Origin of the sequence: Streptomyces sp. NPDC015242, assembly GCF_043079125.1 — a bacterium.
GTDB lineage: Bacteria > Actinomycetota > Actinomycetes > Streptomycetales > Streptomycetaceae > Streptomyces.
In genome coordinates, this window is sequence record NZ_JBIBUF010000005.1 from 1 (window position 1) to 18,185 (window position 18,185).

The window sequence follows — 18,185 nt, forward strand, 5'->3', positions numbered from 1 at the left end:
TCGAAGAACCCCAGACCCCACGCCAGCCGATTCATGATCGACCGGTGCGACACCTGCACACCCTTCGGACCACCCGTCGAACCCGACGTGTAGATGACGTAGGCGGCGTTGTCCGCAGACAGCTCACGCACCGGATCCGTCTCCGGGAATCCGGACACGTCCGGCAACACCCCGTCCAGCACCAACAACGGCCGCGCACTGTCCAGCACATGCCGCACCCGCTCCTGCGGCAACTCCGGATCGATCGGCACATACGCAGCACCCGACTTCACCACCGCATAGACCGCCACCAGCAGATCCACCGACCGCGGCACCCGCACCGCCACCAGCCGCTCCGGACCCGCACCCCGCTCCACCAGCCAATGCGCCAGCCGATTCGCCCGCCGGTTCAACTCCCCGTACGACAGCCGCTCATCCTCACCCACCACCGCCAACCGACCCGGATCACGCACCACCTGCGCCTCGAACGCACCCGGCAACGTCCCCACAGCCACCGCACGCGCCGTGTCATTGACCTGCTTCACCAGCCAGGCCCGCTCGTCCTCCGCGAGCACCTCGACGGCGGCGACCGGCGCCGCGGGGTCTTCGAGCACCTGGTCCAGGACCCGGACGAGCCGGGCGGCGATCTCCTCCGCCGCCTCGCGTTCGTAGAGGTTCTTGCGGTAGTCGAGGGAGAGGCGCAGATAGGGGTCCGAGGCGTTGAGCGTGAGGGCGTAGTGGGAGCCGGCGAACGGCCGGATGGCGTCGATGCTGAAGCCCGCTTCGAGGTTGGCGTCGACGATCCCCTCCCGGTCGACCGGGTAGTTCTCGAAGACGACGATCGTGTCGAACAGCGCGGGCAGTCCGACGCCGCGCTGGATGTCGGCCAGCCCGTAGTAGTGGTGGTCGAGCAGTGCGGTCTGCCGGTTCTGCAACTCGGTGATGACATGGGCGACGCGGTCGTCCGGCCGGCAGTGGGCCCGGGTCGGGAGGGTGTTGATGAACAGACCGACCATCTCCTCCGAGCCGAGGAGATCCGCCGGGCGCCCGTTGACGGCGGCGCCGAACACCACGTCCTGCTGCCCGGTCAGCTTGGAGAGCAGGATCGCCCACGCCCCCTGCAGCAGCGTGTTGAGCGTGACGCCGAGTTCCGCGGCGCGCCGGGCGAGTTCGCGGCCCTTGTCGACGGACAGGGGCACCTCCACGCGCCCGAGCGCGACGGCGTCCTCCTGGAGGGGGGCGTTGGGGACCACGAGCGTCGGCTGCTCGAACCCGGCGAGTTCGGCGGCCCACTTGGCGGCCGACTCCTCCCGGTTCCGTGTGGACAGCCAGGCCAGGTAGTCGCCGTAGCTGCGGACCGCTGGGAGGTCGCGGCCGGAGTAGAGCTGGACGAGGTTCTTGAACACCAGGGGCGAGGACCAGCCGTCGAACACGGTGTGGTGGGCGGTGATGAGGAGTTTCGCCCGCTGTGGTCCGCAGGTGAGCAGGGCCATGCGGAACAGGGGCGGCCGGGCCGGGTCGAGCCGGTCGGCCCGGTCGTCGGCGAGGGCCCGGTCGAGCGCCGCGTCCTGCTCGGCCTCGGCAAGGCCGGTCAGGTCGAGGTGCCGCCACGGCAGGGTCACGTGTTCCGCGACGACCTGCACGGGGTCGCCGCCGGCCGCGGTGAGGAACGCGGAGCGCAGATTGGGGTAGCGGTCCAGGAGCGCCTCGCCGGCGGCCCGCATCCGCTCCGGGTCCACGTGTCCGGTCAGGTGCAGGACGAACTGCATGTGGTAGACGTCGAAGGAACCGTCGGCCACCGCGGCCTGGAACTGGATCCCGGACTGGCCCGGCGCCTGGGGCCACACCTCGACCAGCCGGCCGTAGCGCTGCTCCCAGGTCTCGATCTCGTCCTGGCGCACCGAGACCAGCGGGGCGTCGGAGGGCGTCAGCCCGCCGATGTCCGGGCGGGCGGCGTGCGCGGCCATGCCGTGCAGCACCTCCACCCACAACTCGGCCAGTTCGGCGACTCGTTCGCGGGGCAGCACCCCGGTCGGGAACATGAAAGCGGTCTGCAGGCAGGTCCCGTCGGCGGTGTCCGTGGCGACCGAGTTGACCTCCAGCGCGGACAGGGCGGGCAGGTCCGGATCGGGTGCCGGGAGCAGTTCGGCCGACCAGGCCGCCGGTCCCCACCCGTGGGCGCGCAGGTGCTCGGGCACGTCGGTCCCGGAGATCCGGCCGAGGTAGTTGAAGCCGATCTGCGGCGCCGGGTACTCGGCGAGCAGCGGGGCGGTCTCCGGGTTCAGGTGGCGCAGCATGCCGTAGCCCACGCCCTTGTCGGGCACCCCGCGCAGCTGTTCCTTGACCCGTTTGATCGCCTCACCGGCCGCCGGGCCGCCGGTGAACACGTCGGCCAGGTCGATCCCGCTGACGTCGACCCGGGCCGGGTACATGCTGGTGAACCAGCCGATGGTGCGGGAGAGGTCGGCCCCGGGGGCGATGTCCTCCTCGCGGCCGTGTCCCTCCAGCCGGACGAGGGCCGGGCGGTCCGATCCGCGCCACCGGTTCACCGCCAGGGCGAGCGCGGTGAGCAGCACGTCGGTCCCGGTGCCGCGGAAGGCGGCGGGGAGCCTGGTCAGGACCGCCTCGGTGACCTCGGCGGGCAAGTGCACCCGCACGGTGTCGACCGTGGACATCGTGTCCACCGCGGGATCGAACGCCCGCGTGCCCAGCGGCGGGTTCGGCGCTTCGAGCAGATCGCGCCAGTAGGCCAGTTCCGCTTCCCGCTCCGGGGTGAGGGCATCGGCCGCCAGCGCCGCCGCCCAGCGGCGGGCCGAGGTTCCGACCGCGGGCAGCTCCGGGGTCCGGCCGGAGCGCACCTGCTGCCACGCCTCGGCGAGGTCCGACATCAGGATCCGCCAGGAGACGCCGTCGACCACCAGGTGGTGCAGGACGACGAGCAGCCGGCCGGCCCCCGATCCGGCGTCGAACCAGACGAAGTCCGCCATGATGCCGGCCTCGGGGGCGAGCCGCCCGGTCGCCTCGTCGAGTTCCCTCCTGGCCCGGTCGAGCAGGGGCGGATCCTCCCACCGGCCGTCGCAGGGGACGCGGTGGACGAGGTCCGCGGCCCGTACGGCGCCCGCCGGGCGCGCGACGAGGGTGGGCTCGTCCCCGGGGACGAGTTCCGCGCGCAGCAGGTCGTGCCGGTCGAGGACGGCGTCGAGCGTCGCGGCCAGTCCGTCCGCGTCGATGCCCGCGGGGAGTTCCAGGGCCATCGCCATGGCGAACCGGTCCGTGCCGCCGCCGTGCCCGAACACGTGCCGTGCGACCGGCGGCAACGGCATCGGGCCGACACCACCGCCCTCGTCCTCCGCGAGGGCGGGCACCCGGTCGCGGCGGGCGCCGGCCACCTCGGCCAGCCGGGCCGCGGTACGGCACTCGAAGACCTCCCGCGTGGTGAGTTCCAGGCCCTTGGCCCGGGCCCGGGCCACCACCTGCAGGGACCGCAGGCTGTCGCCGCCCACGGCGAAGAAGTCGTCGTCGGCACCGACCCGGTCGACACCGAGGACGTCCGCGTACGCCGCGGTGATGATCGCCTCGGCCTCGGTGCGCGGCTCGCGGTAGCTCTCCCCGGTGAACTCCGGTTCGGGCAGCGCCGAGCGGTCCAGCTTCCCGGTCGGCCCGAGCGGCAGTCCGCCGAGGGTGACGAAGGCCGCGGGCACCATGTAGTCGGGCAGCCGCGCGGCGACGAACCGGCGCAGGTCTCCGGCCGAGGCACCGGCCAGACCGGCCACGTCACCGATGCCGCCGGCGCCGTCGTCACCGACGGCTCCCCCGCCGGTGTGCACCACGTACGCGACGAGGCGCCGTCCGCCGGAGGGCACCTCCCGGCTGACCACGACCGCCTGGCTGATGCCGGGGTGCTGCAGGCACACCGCTTCGACCTCGGCCGTCTCGATGCGGAAGCCGCGCACCTTCACCTGGCCGTCGCTGCGGCCGAGGCATTCGAGGGCGCCGCGGTCGTTCCAGCGGGCCAGGTCGCCCGTGCGGTACATCCGCTCGCCGGCGGGGCCGAAGGGGTTCGCCACGAAGCGTTCGGAGGTCATGCCCGGCCGGCCGTGGTAGCCGCGGCCGAGGCAGGTCCCGGCCACGTACAGCTCGCCGATCACGCCCTGCGGCGCGGGAGCGAGTCCCGGGCCCAGGACGTAGGCGCGCATGTTGCCGAGCGGGGTGCCGATGGGGACGACGTCGCCGTCGGTCCACTCCTCGGACGGTGCGAGGGAGAAGGTGGTGGCGTAGAAGCTCTCGCTCTGCCCGTAGGAGTTCACGATGCGCACCCCGGGCAGGGCCTCGCGCACCTGCCGCACGAGCCGGGCGGGGAGGACGTCGCCCGCGAGGACGACCGTGCGCACGTCGGTGGCCTTGTCGAGGTGGCCGGCCAGCTCGGCGAGGACCGAGGGGACCGCGCTGATCACGTGGCCGTTCCAGGGGCCGCGTTCGGCCAGTGCCAGGGCGTTGGGCACCAGTTCGGCGGTGCCGCCGGTGGACAGGGCGGTCAGCAGCTCGAAGACCGAGACGTCGAAGTTCACCGAGGTGCCGGCCAGCATCCGCCACCCGGGCGGCGTGTCGAGGACACGCACCAGTTCCCGTATGCCGTTGACGACGGAGCGGTGGGTGATCGCCGCGCCCTTCGGCTTGCCCGTGGAGCCGGAGGTGTACATCACGTAGGCCAGGTTGTCCGGGTGCGGGGCCGGCCGCGGGGTTCCCGCGGGCGGTGTGGCCCACTGCGCGCGGTGGTCGAGGTCGACGACCGTGATCCCGTCCCGTGGCAGGTCCTGCCAGGTCCCGGTGTCGGTGACGGCGAACCGCGGGGCCGCTTCGGCGAGCACGGTCCGCGCGCGTCCGGCGAGGTACTGCGGGTCCATCGGCAGGTATCCGGCACCGGACTTGAGGATGCCGAGCAGGCCGGCCACCAGGTCCTCCGTGCGCGGCAGGGCCAGGACCACGAGGTCCTCCGGGCCGGCTCCGCGCCGGACCAGTTCCGCCGCGACGGCGTCCGCCCGCTCGTCGAGTTCCCGGTAGGTGAGGGTTTGGCCGGCGCACAGGAGAGCCGGGGCGTCCGGTGTCCTGGCCACCTGCCGCGTGAACAGCTCCGGCACCGTCAGCTCGGGCACCGGCGTGGCGGTGTCGTTGAACTCGGTGAGCAGCCGGTCCCGTTCGGCCGCGTCGAGGACGTCGATGCCGCCGATTCCCTGCCCGGGGCGGGCCGTGAGGCGGGCCAGCACGCGGACGAAGCGGTCCGCGACGCCCTGGATCGTCTCCCGGTCGAACAGGTCGGTGGCGTACTCCAGACGGCACCGCGCCCCGCCCGAGCCGTTGGGGATCAGGTCGAAGAAGAGGTCGAACTTGGCCGTCCTGGTCTCCAGCCTCTCGGCCCGTGCGTCGAGACCGGGGAACTGCATCTCCGGCACCGGCGGCTGCCAGGCGAGCATCACCTGGAAGAACGGGTTGTAGGCGGTGGACCGGTCGGGGTTCAGCAGCTCCACCAGCCGCTCGAACGGGATGTCCTGGTTGTCGTACGCGGCGAGGGCCCGGTCCCGTACCCGCTGCAGGACCTGGTGGAAGGTCGGGTTGCCGGACAGGTCGACGCGCAGCACCCAGGTGTTGACGAAGAACCCCACGAGGTCGCGCAGTTCCTCGTCGGTGCGGCCGGCGATCGGCGCGCCGATGGGCACGTCGTCACCGCAGCCGAGGTGGTGCAGAAGGACCGCAAGGGCGGAGTGCATGACCATCGACACCGTGGTGTCCGCCTGCGCGGCCAGCTTCTCCACGGACCGCAGCAGCTCGGGGTCGATCGAGAACGGGACCATGTCACCGCGGCGGCTCATGGTCTTCGGGCGCGGGCGGTCGGTGGGGAGCGCGAGCGGCTGCGGCAGGTCCGCCAGGGTGGTGCGCCAGTAGTCGAGTTGGCGGGCCGCCAGGCTGTGCGGGTCGGATTCGTCGCCGAGCACGTCCCGCTGCCACAGCGTGTAGTCCGCGTACTGCACGGGCAGCGGCTCCCAGGCCGGGGCCCGGCCCTCCCGGCGGGCCACGTAGGCCGTGATGAGGTCGCGGAACAGCGGCCCGAAGGACTCGCCGTCCACGGCGATGTGGTGCATCACCAGGACGAGGGTGTGCCGGAGCGGTCCGCACCGCACGAGCGTGGCCCGGATCGGTACGTCGACGGCCAGGTCGAAGGCCGCGGTGGCCACCTCGTCGACCGCCGCGCGCTCCTCCTCCTGGGCGGCCTCGACGACCGGCAGCTCGAAGGGCCGCTCGCCGGAGGGCAGCACCCGCTGGTGCGGGACGCCGTCGTCGTCCTCGCCGATCACCGTGCGGAGGATCTCGTGCCGGTCGATGACATCGCGGAGCGCGGACCGCAGCGCCTCCACGCTCAGTTCACCGGTCAGCCGCAGGGCGAAGGCGCCGTTGTAGGTCGCCGAAGGCCCTTCGAACCGGTCCACGAACCACAGCCGGCGCTGCGCAAACGACAACGGGATCATTGTTTCTCCAAATCGGCAGGACCACCGGGGAGTGAGCCGTCGCTCAGCTCTGGTCGAGCAGCGTCAAGAGTTCGGTGTTGTAGAAGTCGTCGATGGAGCAGGCGCCCGACAGCGTCGAGAAGTACCGGTCGATCAGGTCCTGGTGCCCGACCAGGTGGCGCAGCAGCTCGGCCCGTCCCCCGGGCTTGAGCTCGGCCACGTTCAGCGCGCCCTGGTAGACGTCGGAGAACGTCTCCTGCAGGTCGTCCTCGTAGCCGTTCAGCGCCGCGTCGAGTCGCGCGTCGTCGTGCAGCCCGGCCCCGATGTGCTCGGTCAGCGACTGGGCCTGGAGGAAGGCGTCGGTGATCCCGCGGGCGGTGATGGAGTCCTTGTGGTGGACCGCGTCGCCGAGGAGCACCCACCCGGGCCCGAAGGCCTGGCGGAAGTAGTTGTCCTGGTGCCCCGTGCCGTAGAGCTGCTCCACGCGGCTGCCCGCCGACATCCGCTCGTACAGCTCGGGCGCCGTCGTGCGGACCGCGTCGAGGTAGGAGGACTCCACCGAGGTGCGGACCGTGGCGAACTCGTCCTGCGGGAAGTACGTCATGATCAGCGTCAGGTCGTCGTTGGTGGGGATGACCCCGACCCAGCGCCCCTGCCGCTCGTACAGCTCGAAGTGGGCGGGCACGTCGGCCCAGTAGCTGTAGTACGTGCAGGTCATGCGGGGGTGCTCGATGACGTTGCGGGCACCGGTCCTGCGGGCCACCAGCGACCTCATGCCGTCGGCGCCGACCACCAGCCGCGCCCGGTCCGTCGCCTCGGTGCCGCCGGGTGTCGTGTACCGCACCCCGGCCACCCGGCCGTCCTCGAGGACCAGGTCGTTGACCGCGCAGCCCTCCCGGAACTCCACGCCCGCGGCCACGGCCCCGCCCGCCAGGATCGGGTCGAGCACGTACCGCCTCGGCGCGTACGTGGTGCGGTGGCCGTCGACGGGCAGGGAGAAGCCGTCCAGCCGGACACCGGGTGCCTCGTAGCTCTGGTGGTCGATCGGGCGGCAGCCCGCGCCGCGCAGTTCGTCGAGCAGCCCCCACCGGCCGAGCAGTGCCACACCCGGCTGGTGGATGTAGTGCGAGGACAGCGTGTCCTGCGGGAAGCGCGCTTTCTCAAGGAGCAGGACCCGATATCCCTGCTGGGCGAACAACATGGCCGCCGGCGAACCCGCGCAGCGGGCGCCTATGACAATGACGTCGTACATGACGCCTCTCTGGTCAGGTGGATTCGATGTATTCGGAAATCGACGCCACCGTGGGACGGAGGAACATCTGGTCCACCGGAACCTCGACGCCCATCTCCTCGATGTAGGCCATCTGAATTCTGGCCATGATGACGGACTGGCCACCCAGGGCGAAGAAATTGTCGTCGACCGAAATGTCGTCACGCTGGAGTTCCCGGCACCAGATGGCGCGCACCCTGTCGGCAATCATCACACAACCCCGCTGTCCGCGTATTGGCGTTTGTATTCGTCGACCAGGGCCGCGCGGTCCACTTTCCCGTGCGGGCTCAGCGGAAGTCGCGGAATGGTGAGGAACCTGGCGGGGATCATGTTCCGCGGCAGCGTTTCCAGGAGGCGGACGCGCACGTCGTTCTCGGCGAGTGCGTCTCCCGCCGGGACGATGAACGCGATCAGCTCGGCCTCGCCCGGGCCGGTGTACGCGACCACCACGGAAGCTTCCCGGACCCCGGCCAGCCTGCCGAGCGCGCGCTCGATGTCGGCGGGGTCGATGCGCATGCCCCGCACCTTCACCTGTGCGTCCAGCCGGCCGGCGACGACGAGTTCCCCGGCCTCGTTCACCCGGCCGCGGTCTCCCGTGCGGTACAGCGCGCGGGGCGCGCCGTCGACCTCGACCGTCGTGAACCGCTCGGACTCGGGCCCCGTGCCGCCCAGGTAGCCCGCGCCGACACCGGCCCCGGAGATGCAGATCTCGCCGTACTCCCCCGCCCCGGCCTCGCGCATCCGCTCGTCGAGGATGTGGATGTCGGTGTTGTAGGCGGGAGTTCCGACGGGTGCGATGTCGTGCACGCCGGGCCGGTAGCCGGCGAGGTCGTAGGAGGTCGCCACGTCCGTGCACTCGGCCACGCCGTACTGATGCAGCAGGGTGCAGGTGTTGCCCTCGCGCCGGGCCCAGTCCGCGATCCGCTCGACGCGCAGCGGCTCCCCGCCGAAGAGCACGTAGTCGAGCCGGGTGAGCGCGTCACCGCCGCGCGCGGTCTCCCAGTCGACCAGCAGGTACAGCGTGCTGGAAGCGCAGTGCACCACGCGTACGCCGTGCCGGTCCAGCAGGCGGTAGGCCATGGCGGTGTCGAAGTTCCGGCTGGCCAGCAGGTGCTGCGTGGCGCCGCAGAACAGCGGCGTCAGCAGGGCCCGCTGGGAGAGGTCGAACCCGAAGGCGCTGACGACCAGGTTGCTGGAGCGGCGGTCCAGGCCGTATTCGAGCACCAGCCAGTTCAGCAGGTTGAACCAGCCCTCGTGCCGCACCGCGGTGACCTTCGGCGTGCCGGTCGATCCGGAGGTGAAGACCGCGTAGCACAGGTCGTCCCCGGTGACGGTGATGCCGGGATCGGTCTCCGGGAGACCCGCCAACTGCGCGGAGAGCTGCTCCAGGCCGACGGTCTCGACGGCCCCGGGCCGTACCAGGCCGGCCGTCGCCGGGGAGGTCACCACGAGGGAGAGACCGGGGACCTGCCCGAGCAGCAGTTCCAGCCTCGCCGCCGGGTAGGACGGGTCGAACGGCACGTAGGCCGCGCCCGCCTTGAGCGTGCCGAGGAGGGCGACGAGCAGGTCGATCGAGTAGTCGAGGCAGATCCCGACGCGTGCGCCCCGGCCGAGTCCGCGCCCGGTCAGATAGTGCGCGAACCGGTTGGCGCGCGCGTTGAGTTCGCCGTAGGTCACCTCCTGCTCGGCGCAGCGGACGGCCACGGCGCCGGGAGTGGCCGCCGCGTGTGCCTCGAACTGCCGGTGGACGACGGGCGCCGAGGGCAGGGCGACCCGCTTTCCCTGAAGGATCATCAACTGTCTCCATCGCGGAGGTGTGTCCGGTCGGGCGGGCCGCCGGGCGCGCCACGGGGAACGGGGACTGGTGCGGCGCTCAGGCGGTACGGCGTTCGGCCGCTTCGAGCACCCGGGCCACCCACTTGTCGACGGGGAGGCCCTGTGCGGCGGCCACTTTGGAGTAGTGGTCCAGCTGGCCGGCGGACAGCTCGATGGTGAGCGTGGTGGCTTCCCGCCGGGGCTCGTCGCCGACCGCCGCCCCGGCGGGAGCGGCCACCTCGCGCCGCTCGCCGCCGCCGTCGGTCTGCTCGGCCAGGCCGGCGCGGACCGCCTTGCGCAGTTCGTTGCGCGACCACTTCCGCTGCTCGGCCTTGAGCAGCCAGAAGTCCTGCTCCGCCGGCGACAGGCGCGTCACCTCGGCGTGGTGGGCGAAGCTGAGGCTGTCCCGTCTGCGGTGGTGCTCGAACCGCCGGGCCACCCACGCGTAGTTGCGCAGGGTCTGGTAGTCGAGCCCCGTCCGCTCGATGGCCTCCCGGTACCGCCGCCACCCGTAGGCGGCCTCCCCGAAGATCAGCCAGTCACCGAGCCACCAGGCCGAGGAGTTGGTGAGTTCGCGCAGGTTGGTCCCGATGCGCTCCCAGGACCGTTCCGACAGATTCTGCGAGAAGACCATCCCGGTCTTGCGCACCTGCGCCTGTTTCCCGACGAAGGACAACACCACGTCGCGTTGCGCGAGTTCCCCGCCGGCGCCCACCGGCGCCGGTCGGTGACTGTTCGCGGTTCTCACTGGAGGCACCCCCACGGCCTTCCTCTCCCACCGATGTGTCGATCCGGACGCGCGCCGATCGCCCGGCGATCCGCCGCGCGCCGGGGCTCAGTCCGCCGCCATGGCCTCCCGCAGGCTCCTCGGGCGCAGGTCGGTCCAGTTGCTCTCGACGTACTCCAGGCACTCCGTCCTGGCCGCCTCGCCGAAGACCACCCGCCAGCCCGCGGGCACCTCGGCGAACACCGGCCACAGGGAGTGCTGGTCCTCGTCGTTGGCCAGGACAAAGAAGCGGCCGTCCTCGTCATCGAAAGGGTTAGTGCTCACTGCCACCATCCTCAGGCGTCGTGGGAGTGCTCGGAAAAGGGGAAATCACCAGGGCCGGGGCCCGGTTCACAGATCGGCGTCGTCCTGTCGACAGGACACCCGGCATCCGGAGCCGCCCTGGAATGCTGACGCCACGCTAGGACCCGACCGCCGACGCCCGCAAGGACGGCTGAATTACCGGCCGCCCGGCCCGCTGCCCGGGCCTGTATCCCACCGGGGTTCTGTGCCACGATGGCCGGGCAGCGGCCCGCGAACGGGCTTCCTCGTATTCCGGATTCGCCCCCCTTCCCCTCCCGGCCGGGGCGTTCGCGAGAGCGCGGCCGATCACCGCCCGCGCGGCCGAAAAGCCTCATTCCAGCGAAACTCCGTCGCGCGGCGGTGGACCGCGCCTGCCCCGCACCGAGGTCAAAGGATTCCTGATGGACGCATTAGCCGAAGCCGTGCTCGCGGGTGCTTCGCCTGACGAACTGATCCGGGAGGACGTGCCGGGCGAATACCGTGCCGCATATCTGCACGCGGAGGACGTCCGTTTGTTCGGCGACGTCCCGGACAAGGATGTACGCCGCTCCCTGCGGGTCGGCCGGGTGCCCATGCCGGAACTGGCGCCGGACGAGGCTCTGGTCGCGGTCATGGCCAGTTCCGTCAACTACAACACCGTCTGGTCGGCGACCTTCGAGCCGCTGCCCACTTTCGATTTCCTGCGCCGGTTCGCCCGTCAGGGCGGATACGCCGCCCGGCACGACCGGCCGCACCACGTGCTCGGATCGGACGGCGCCGGTGTCATCGTGCGTGTCGGCACGGGCGTACGGCACTGGCGCGTCGGCGACCACGTGGTCGTCTCGCCGTCCTACGTCGACGACCAGGAGCCCGCCACCCACTCCGACGGGATGCTCGGCGCGCAGCAGCGGGTGTGGGGCTTCGAGACGAACTTCGGCGGTCTGGCCCACTACGCGGTGGTGCGCGTCAACCAGCTCGTGCCCAAGCCCACGCACCTGACCTGGGAGGAGGCCGCGTCCGTGCCGCTGTGCGGCAGCACCGCCTACCGGATGCTGGTCAGTGACCGCGGGGCGCGCATCAAGCAGGGCGACATCGTGCTCGTCTGGGGGGCGACCGGCGGCCTGGGCGCCTACGCGGTGCAACTGGTGAAGGCGGGCGGCGGCATCCCGATCGGGGTGGTCGGCTCGGAGGACAAGGCCCGCGCGCTGCGCCGGCTGGGCTGCGACGTCGTCATCAACCGCCACGACATCGGCCTGGGCGACCGCGTCCCCGGCCCCGACGAGGCCATCGCGCTGGGCAAGCGGCTCGGCAGGCGGATCCGGGCCGAGGTGGGCGAGGACCCGCATGTGGTGTTCGACTACGTCGGCGCCGCCACGTTCGGTGTGTCGGTGTTCGTGGTGCGCAAGGGCGGCACCGTCATCACCTGCGGATCCAGCACCGGTTACCAGCACCAGTACGACAACCGCTACCTGTGGATGAACCTCAAGCGGATCATCGGCAGCCACGCGGCCAACTGGCAGGAGCTGCAGGAGTGCAACCGGCTGGTGCAGCGGGGGATGCTCATGCCCGCGCTGTCGGCGGCGTACCCGCTCGACGAGATCGGCGAGGCCACGCGGCTGGTGCAGCAGAACCGGCACACCGGCAAGGTCGGTGTGCTGTGCCTGGCCCCGGCCGCCGGGCTCGGGGTCACCGACCCCGAGCTGCGCGCCCGGATCGGCACGGACCGGCTCACCCCGCTGTGGGACCCGGCCCGGTCCGCCCCGGCCTCCCACCCGGCCCCGGTCGTCACCGGGCCCACCCGCTGACCAGGAAGGACCCGGCCGTGAGCCAGAAGACCTCCGATCCGGTGCCCCGTGGCCCGTCCGCGGCCGGTGCGGCACCCGCACCCGGCGTGCCCGCGCCCGCTCCGGCCGACCGGGGCGCCACGCCGTCCGGCGGCGGCCCGACGCGGCGGGGGGTGCCCGCATGACCGGGGCCCCCGGCTCGCCCGGGGAGATCCGCCGCGTGGGTGTCGTCGGCAGCGGCACGATGGGCACCGGCATCGCCGACCTGTGCGGCCGGGCCGGACTGGACGTCGTGGTCGTGGTGTCCGGGCCGGCCGCCCTGCCCGTCGCCCGCGAGCGGCTGGCCGCCTCGCTGGACCGGGCCGTGTCCCGCGGCAAGGTGTCCGCGGCCGACCGGGACGCCACACTGGCGCGCGTCACGTTCACCGCCGACCTCGACGACCTGGCCGACCGTGACCTCGTGGTGGAGTCGATCCGGGAGGACGAGGAGCAGAAGTCCGAGCTGTTCGTGGCGCTGGACAAGGTCGTGACGTCCCCACGGGCCGTCCTCGCGTCGAACACCTCCTCCATCCCGATCACCCGCCTGGCCTCGGTCACCGGCAGACCCCAGCAGGTCGTCGGCACGCACTTCTTCAACCCGGTGTCCGCGCTGCCGCTGGTGGAGCTGACCGGCTCGCTGCTCACCGAGGAAGACACCCTGCGCCGCATGGCGGAGTTCATCGAGGTCACCCTCGGCAAGACGCCGATCCGCACGCCGGACCGGTCCGGCTTCGTGGTCAACGCCCTGCTCATCCCCTACCTGTTGAGCGCCGTCAGGATGGTCGAGTCCGGCGTCGCCACGGCCGAGGTGATCGATCAGGGCATGACGCTGGGCTGTTCCCATCCCCTGGGGCCGCTGCGGCTGGCCGACCTGATCGGCCTGGACGTCGTGGCCGCGATAGCCGAGTCGCTGCACCGGGAGTTCCGCGAAGCGCAGTACGCCCCGCCCACCCGGCTGTTGCGCATGGTGGAGGCCGGACTGCTGGGCAGGAAGTCCGGCCACGGCTTCTACGCCTACTCCTGAGCGCGGTGCCGCCCGTCGGGTGGTGTCTCGCCGGCGGGACACCACCCGACGGGCGGCACCACGGGGGCGGCAGCCGGGGCACCCACCCCGCACCCCCGCCGTGGCTAGCATGCGGCCACGGCTCGACATCCCCATCCATCTGCCCCGGACGGCACATCCAGCCCTCCGGGAGTCCCGCCTGGAGGCAATGCCGTGACCAAGCCGACGACCTCGGACCGCGACGGGGTGCCGTTGCTGTGTCTTCCGTTCGCCGGGGGCGGAGCGAACTTCTTCCGCCCGTGGAACAGGATGGGCCTGCGCGGTGTGGTGGCCACGCCGCTCCAGCTTCCGGGCCGTGAACGCCTGCTGGACGAGGAGCCGTACCGGGACGTCCACGCCGCCGCGGACGGGCTGCTCCCGGCCGCCCTCGACGCGGCGGGCGAGGGCCCCGTCGCCCTGTTCGGCCACTGCTTCCTCGGCGCGGTCCTCGCCTACGAACTGACCCGCCGCCTCAGCGAGAGCGGACGCGTCGAGGTGGCGCACCTGTTCGTCAGCGCGGCACGCCCGCCGTCCGCCGGCCCGGTCAGCGAGGTGTCGGCGCTGACCGACGACGAGTTCTTCGAGCACGTCGAGAAGACCACCGGGCGGCGGTACGACGCCTTCGACGTACCGGAGATCCGCGAGCTGCTGGTACCGACACTGCGGGCCGACTACGCGATGGACGAGGGGTACCGGCCGAGCGGCACGGGCCCGCTCGACGTCCCGATGACCGGCGTGTACGCCACGGACGACACGTTCGTCTCCCGTGACGAGGTGGCGCAGTGGCAGACCGTGACCACCGCCCGCTTCACCCTGGCCGAGCTGCCGGGAGAGCACATGTATCCGGCGGACGACCCGGAGCCGTTGCTCGCACTCATCTCCGAGACCATCGCCGCCGGCCGCATCGGGGCCGGGAGGAGGCTCACTCATGGGACTGCGTGACAAGACCGTCCTGATCACCGGCGCCGCCAGGGGGATCGGCCGGGCCTGCGCCGTGCGGGCCGCCGAGGAGGGCGCCGACGTCGTGCTCACCGACATCGGTGAGGACCTGCCGGAGATCCCCTACGCCCTGGGCTCGGCGGACCAGTTGGAGGAGACGGCGCGGCTGTGCCGCAAGAACGGCGCGGCGGTGTTCGTCACCACGGCGGACGTGCGCTCGGGCTCCGCCGTGGCGGCGGCCGTCACGGCCGCGGTCGAGCGGTTCGGGCGGATCGACGTCCTGATCAACAACGCGGGGGTGGGGGCACCCTCGGGCAAGGCCACGCACGAGTTCACCGAGGAGGAGTGGCGGACCGTGCTGGACGTGAACCTCTCCGGGCCGTGGCACCTGATCAGCGCGGTCGCGCCGGTCATGGTCGCCCAGAGGTCGGGCAGCATCGTCAACGTCGCGTCGACGGCCGGCCTCGTCGGCTACCGCCACTTCGCCGGATACGTCGCCTCCAAGCACGGACTGGTCGGTCTGACGAAGGCCGCCGCACTGGACTACGCGCCGATGAACATCCGGGTCAACGCGCTGTGTCCGGGCCCGGTGCGGGACGATCCGGCGATGGACGGCCAGATGACCGCGGTCGTCGCCGACGCCCTCGGCATCAGCTACGAGGAACAGGAAGCCGTCTACCTGGAGTCGGTGGCGACCGACTCACTGGTCGACCCGGCCGACGTCGCCGGTGCCGCGATCTGGCTCGCCGGCGACGACTCCCGCAAGGTCACCGGTTCGGTGGTCCGCGTGGACGCCGGCTTCACCGCCCGCTGACCCCTCTCACGGCCTCACCTCTTACGGCCTCACCACAAGGAGTACGTGTGTCCGTCACCAGCGAAGCGGCCGCGGAGGTCCCCGCGGCCGGCCACCCGGGCGGCCGGCTCTTCGCCCGCGCCGAGTTCGGCGCCGACCCCTCCCGTGCCTGCCACAGCCTCGTCAGACGGCTGCCCGCCGGGACCGACGCGGTGACGGTGCGCGCGAACCTGGCCGTGCTGACGGAGCGTCACCCGGCCTTGCGGGACATGCAGATGTTCGACGAGACGCTGGACGTCACCGCCGGGGACACCGTCGCGCACCGGCGCCGCGCCCGGGAGGCCGGCCGCGCGGTCAACGGCGCCCCGGTCGTCGCGCGGGCCGTCGTACTGGACTACGCCGACGGCGCCGCCGACCTCGTGCTGGTGGCACACCGTCGCGCCGTGGACCGGTGTGCCCTGGACGCACTGGCGGCGGCGCTGGCCGACCCGGCGCTCCCCGTCGACCTGCCCGAACCGGCCGCCGACGCCGGTCCCCCGCAGGACGGCCCCCCGCCCGAGCTGCCGTGGGGCCTCGGCGACCCGGCCGCGGCGGGCCGGACCGGCACCGTCGTCCTGACCGCCACGACGGTCGCACGGGACGCGGCGGCGCTGCCGGTGGCGGCCACCGCGGCCGTGCTGGCCGGTTACGGCGGGACGGAGCACGCCGAGTTCGCGCTGATCACCGGAGGACCCCGGACGCCGGACACGCAGCGGCCGGTCTCGCTCCGGGCCGGGGCGGCGACGTCCGTGGGCGAACTGCTCGACGCCGCGGCACGCGCCGCTGCCCCGGGCGGTGAGCCGCTGTCCGGCGTACCGGCGGTCGGGGTGGTGCTGAGCGAGGACAGCACCGGTGACGTCTACCGTCCCGTGCTCGCACCGCTCTTCCCGGTGACCCTGGCATGGCAGTACGACACGGACGGCACCCTGAACGGGGTCCTGCACTACGACGAGGGCGTGCTCGACCCGGTGATCGCCAGGCAGTTCGCCGGGCACGTCGACCGCCTCGTGGGCGCGCTGGCCCAGGCACCGGCCGGGACCCCGGTCGGTGACATCGAGCTGGTGGACACCGGGGAGGCGGCGGCGATCGTCGATGCCGGCCGCACTCCCGCCCGCGGTGACACGGTGGCCGCGCCCGTCCACGAACTGTTCCGCCAGGTGGCCGCCGCCCGGCCGGACGCCCCCGCGCTGACCGACGAGAACCGCACACTGAGCTACGCCGAACTGGACGCCCGGTCCGACACGGTGGCCGGCGCACTGCGCGCGCACGGGGTGGCGCCGGGCGACCGGGTCGGCGTGTGCCTCGACCGTGACGCCGACCTGGTGGTCGCGCTCCTCGGGGTGCTCAAGGCCGGTGCCGCCTACGTCCCGATGGACGCCACGTATCCCGCGGAGCGGCTCGTCCACACGGTGACCGACTCCGGCGCCCGGACGGTGCTCTCCTCGGCACCCGGCTTCCCCGCGGTCGACGGGGTGACCGTGCTGCACCCGGGCGAGCTGTCCCGGACCGATGGTGAGCCGGTACCGGACCCGGGAGCCGGCCCGGACGACATCGCCTACGTCATCTACACCTCCGGCTCCACCGGCCGGCCCAAGGGCGTCGCGGTCCCCCACCGCAACGTCGGCGCGCTGCTCGCGGCGACCGCCAGGGACTTCCGGCTCGGCCCCGCGGACACCTGGACGCTGTTCCACTCCAGCGCGTTCGACTTCTCGGTGTGGGAGATCTGGGGCGCGCTGCTGACCGGCGGCCACCTGGTGGTGGTGCCGTACTTCGTCTCCCGCAGCCCCGAGGACTTCCACGACCTCCTGGTGCGGCACCGGGTCACCGTCCTGAACCAGACGCCGTCCGCGTTCGCCACACTCAAGGAGGTCGATCTGCGCGGCTCCGCCGAGCTCGCGGTGCGTCTGGTCATCTTCGGGGGTGAGCCGCTGGACGTGCGGATGCTGCAGGACTGGTTCGGCCGGCATCCGCACACCCGGTGCCGGGTGGTCAACATGTTCGGCATCACCGAGACCACCGTGCACGTCACCAGCCAGACGCTCACCCCGCAGAACACCGGTGCCGTGTCCCGTTCGGTGGGCCGGGCGCTGCCCGGCTGGTCGGTGTCCGTACGGGATGCCGCCGGCCGCGTCCAGCCGTTCGGCGTGCCCGGCGAGATCTGGGTCGGCGGCGCGGGTGTGGCCAGTCACTACCTCAACCAGGAGGAGCTGACCGCCGCCCGGTTCGTGTCCGACCCGGTCACCGGGGAGCGCCTCTACCGCAGCGGTGACCTGGGCCGGCTGCGTCCGGACGGGCGCCTGGACCACCTCGGCCGGATCGACGGCCAGGTCAAGGTGCGCGGTTTCCGCATCGAGCTCGGCGAGATCCGCTCGGTCCTGCTGGAGGACCCGAACGTCACCGCCGCGGCGGTCGTGCTGGGCGGCGACACCGATGACGCGGCCGACGTCCGTCTGGACGCGTACGTGGTGGCCAGGCACGACGCCGTGTCCGTGGCGGACCTCCGGCGCCGGGCGGCCCGCTATCTGCCGGACTACATGGTGCCGGCCACGTTCACGCTGCTGTCCGAACTGCCGCTCACCGTCAACGGCAAGGTGGACGTGAGCAGGCTGGAACCGGCCGCCGAGGTGGCCGCGGACACGCCGGGCACCGCGGCCGGAGAGCCGGCGGACGACCCGGTGCTGCGGGTGTGGCGCGAGGTCCTCGGCAAGCAGGTCGGCCCGGACGACGACTTCTTCGCCTTCGGCGGCAACTCGCTGCTCGCGGTGCGGCTGTCCGGTGCGCTGCGCAGGGCGGGGCTGCCCCCGGTGTCCCTGCGCGAGCTGTACGTGCACCCCACCGCGGCCGAGGTGAGCGCGCTCATCAGCGGCCGCGAGACCGCCTAGGCGCGTCGCGGCTTCTGCCCCGGCACCCGCCCCTGGCCCGTACGTCGCCGGGCGC

General features: G+C 72.5%; 11 protein-coding genes. 5 read left to right on the top strand and 6 right to left on the bottom strand.

Annotated features, from left to right (window positions below; genetic code table 11):
- The 6 genes from ACF07N_RS17875 to ACF07N_RS17900 form a co-directional block, all read right to left on the bottom strand.
- Positions 1-6,500, bottom strand: a 6,500-nt coding sequence (locus ACF07N_RS17875) for an amino acid adenylation domain-containing protein (protein WP_392113686.1), incomplete at its 3' end; no start/stop codon positions are given.
- 43 nt (positions 6,501-6,543) lie between these two features.
- Positions 6,544-7,731: an NAD(P)/FAD-dependent oxidoreductase gene (locus ACF07N_RS17880; protein ID WP_383338613.1), complete on the bottom strand. Its 1,188-nt coding sequence runs from the start codon at positions 7,729-7,731 to the stop codon at positions 6,544-6,546.
- 13 nt (positions 7,732-7,744) lie between these two features.
- Positions 7,745-7,960, bottom strand: a complete 216-nt coding sequence (locus tag ACF07N_RS17885; RefSeq protein WP_392113688.1) for a phosphopantetheine-binding protein — start codon at positions 7,958-7,960, stop codon at positions 7,745-7,747.
- On the bottom strand, positions 7,960-9,543 hold the full coding sequence (locus ACF07N_RS17890) for an amino acid adenylation domain-containing protein (RefSeq protein ID WP_392113691.1): 1,584 nt from the start codon (positions 9,541-9,543) through the stop codon (positions 7,960-7,962). Before ACF07N_RS17890 ends, ACF07N_RS17885 begins: the two co-directional genes overlap by 1 nt.
- A gap of 79 nt (positions 9,544-9,622) precedes the next feature.
- Positions 9,623-10,312 carry an LmbU family transcriptional regulator gene (locus tag ACF07N_RS17895; protein WP_392113694.1) on the bottom strand — a complete coding sequence of 230 codons (690 nt, stop codon included), beginning with the start codon at positions 10,310-10,312 and terminating at the stop codon, positions 9,623-9,625.
- 87 nt (positions 10,313-10,399) lie between these two features.
- A complete protein-coding gene (locus tag ACF07N_RS17900; protein ID WP_383322162.1) occupies positions 10,400-10,624 on the bottom strand; it encodes an MbtH family protein in 225 nt (74 codons plus the stop codon).
- A 410-nt stretch (positions 10,625-11,034) separates the two neighbouring features.
- Between ACF07N_RS17900 and ccrA the strand changes: the two genes are divergently transcribed.
- The 5 genes from ccrA to ACF07N_RS17925 all read left to right on the top strand — a co-directional run bounded on the left by ccrA (position 11,035) and on the right by ACF07N_RS17925 (position 18,130).
- Positions 11,035-12,417 carry a crotonyl-CoA carboxylase/reductase gene (gene ccrA / locus ACF07N_RS17905; protein WP_392113697.1) on the top strand — a complete coding sequence of 461 codons (1,383 nt, stop codon included), beginning with the start codon at positions 11,035-11,037 and terminating at the stop codon, positions 12,415-12,417.
- Between the two features lie 160 nt (positions 12,418-12,577).
- Positions 12,578-13,459, top strand: a complete 882-nt coding sequence (locus ACF07N_RS17910; RefSeq protein WP_392113700.1) for a 3-hydroxybutyryl-CoA dehydrogenase — start codon at positions 12,578-12,580, stop codon at positions 13,457-13,459.
- A gap of 192 nt (positions 13,460-13,651) precedes the next feature.
- On the top strand, positions 13,652-14,419 hold the full coding sequence (locus tag ACF07N_RS17915) for a thioesterase II family protein (protein WP_383322171.1): 768 nt from the start codon (positions 13,652-13,654) through the stop codon (positions 14,417-14,419).
- On the top strand, positions 14,406-15,230 hold the full coding sequence (locus ACF07N_RS17920) for an SDR family oxidoreductase (RefSeq protein ID WP_383338607.1): 825 nt from the start codon (positions 14,406-14,408) through the stop codon (positions 15,228-15,230). Before ACF07N_RS17915 ends, ACF07N_RS17920 begins: the two co-directional genes overlap by 14 nt.
- A gap of 47 nt (positions 15,231-15,277) precedes the next feature.
- Complete coding sequence (locus ACF07N_RS17925; protein ID WP_392113704.1) at positions 15,278-18,130, top strand: amino acid adenylation domain-containing protein; 2,853 nt, start codon at positions 15,278-15,280, stop codon at positions 18,128-18,130.
- The last annotated feature ends 55 nt before the right edge of the window (positions 18,131-18,185 follow it).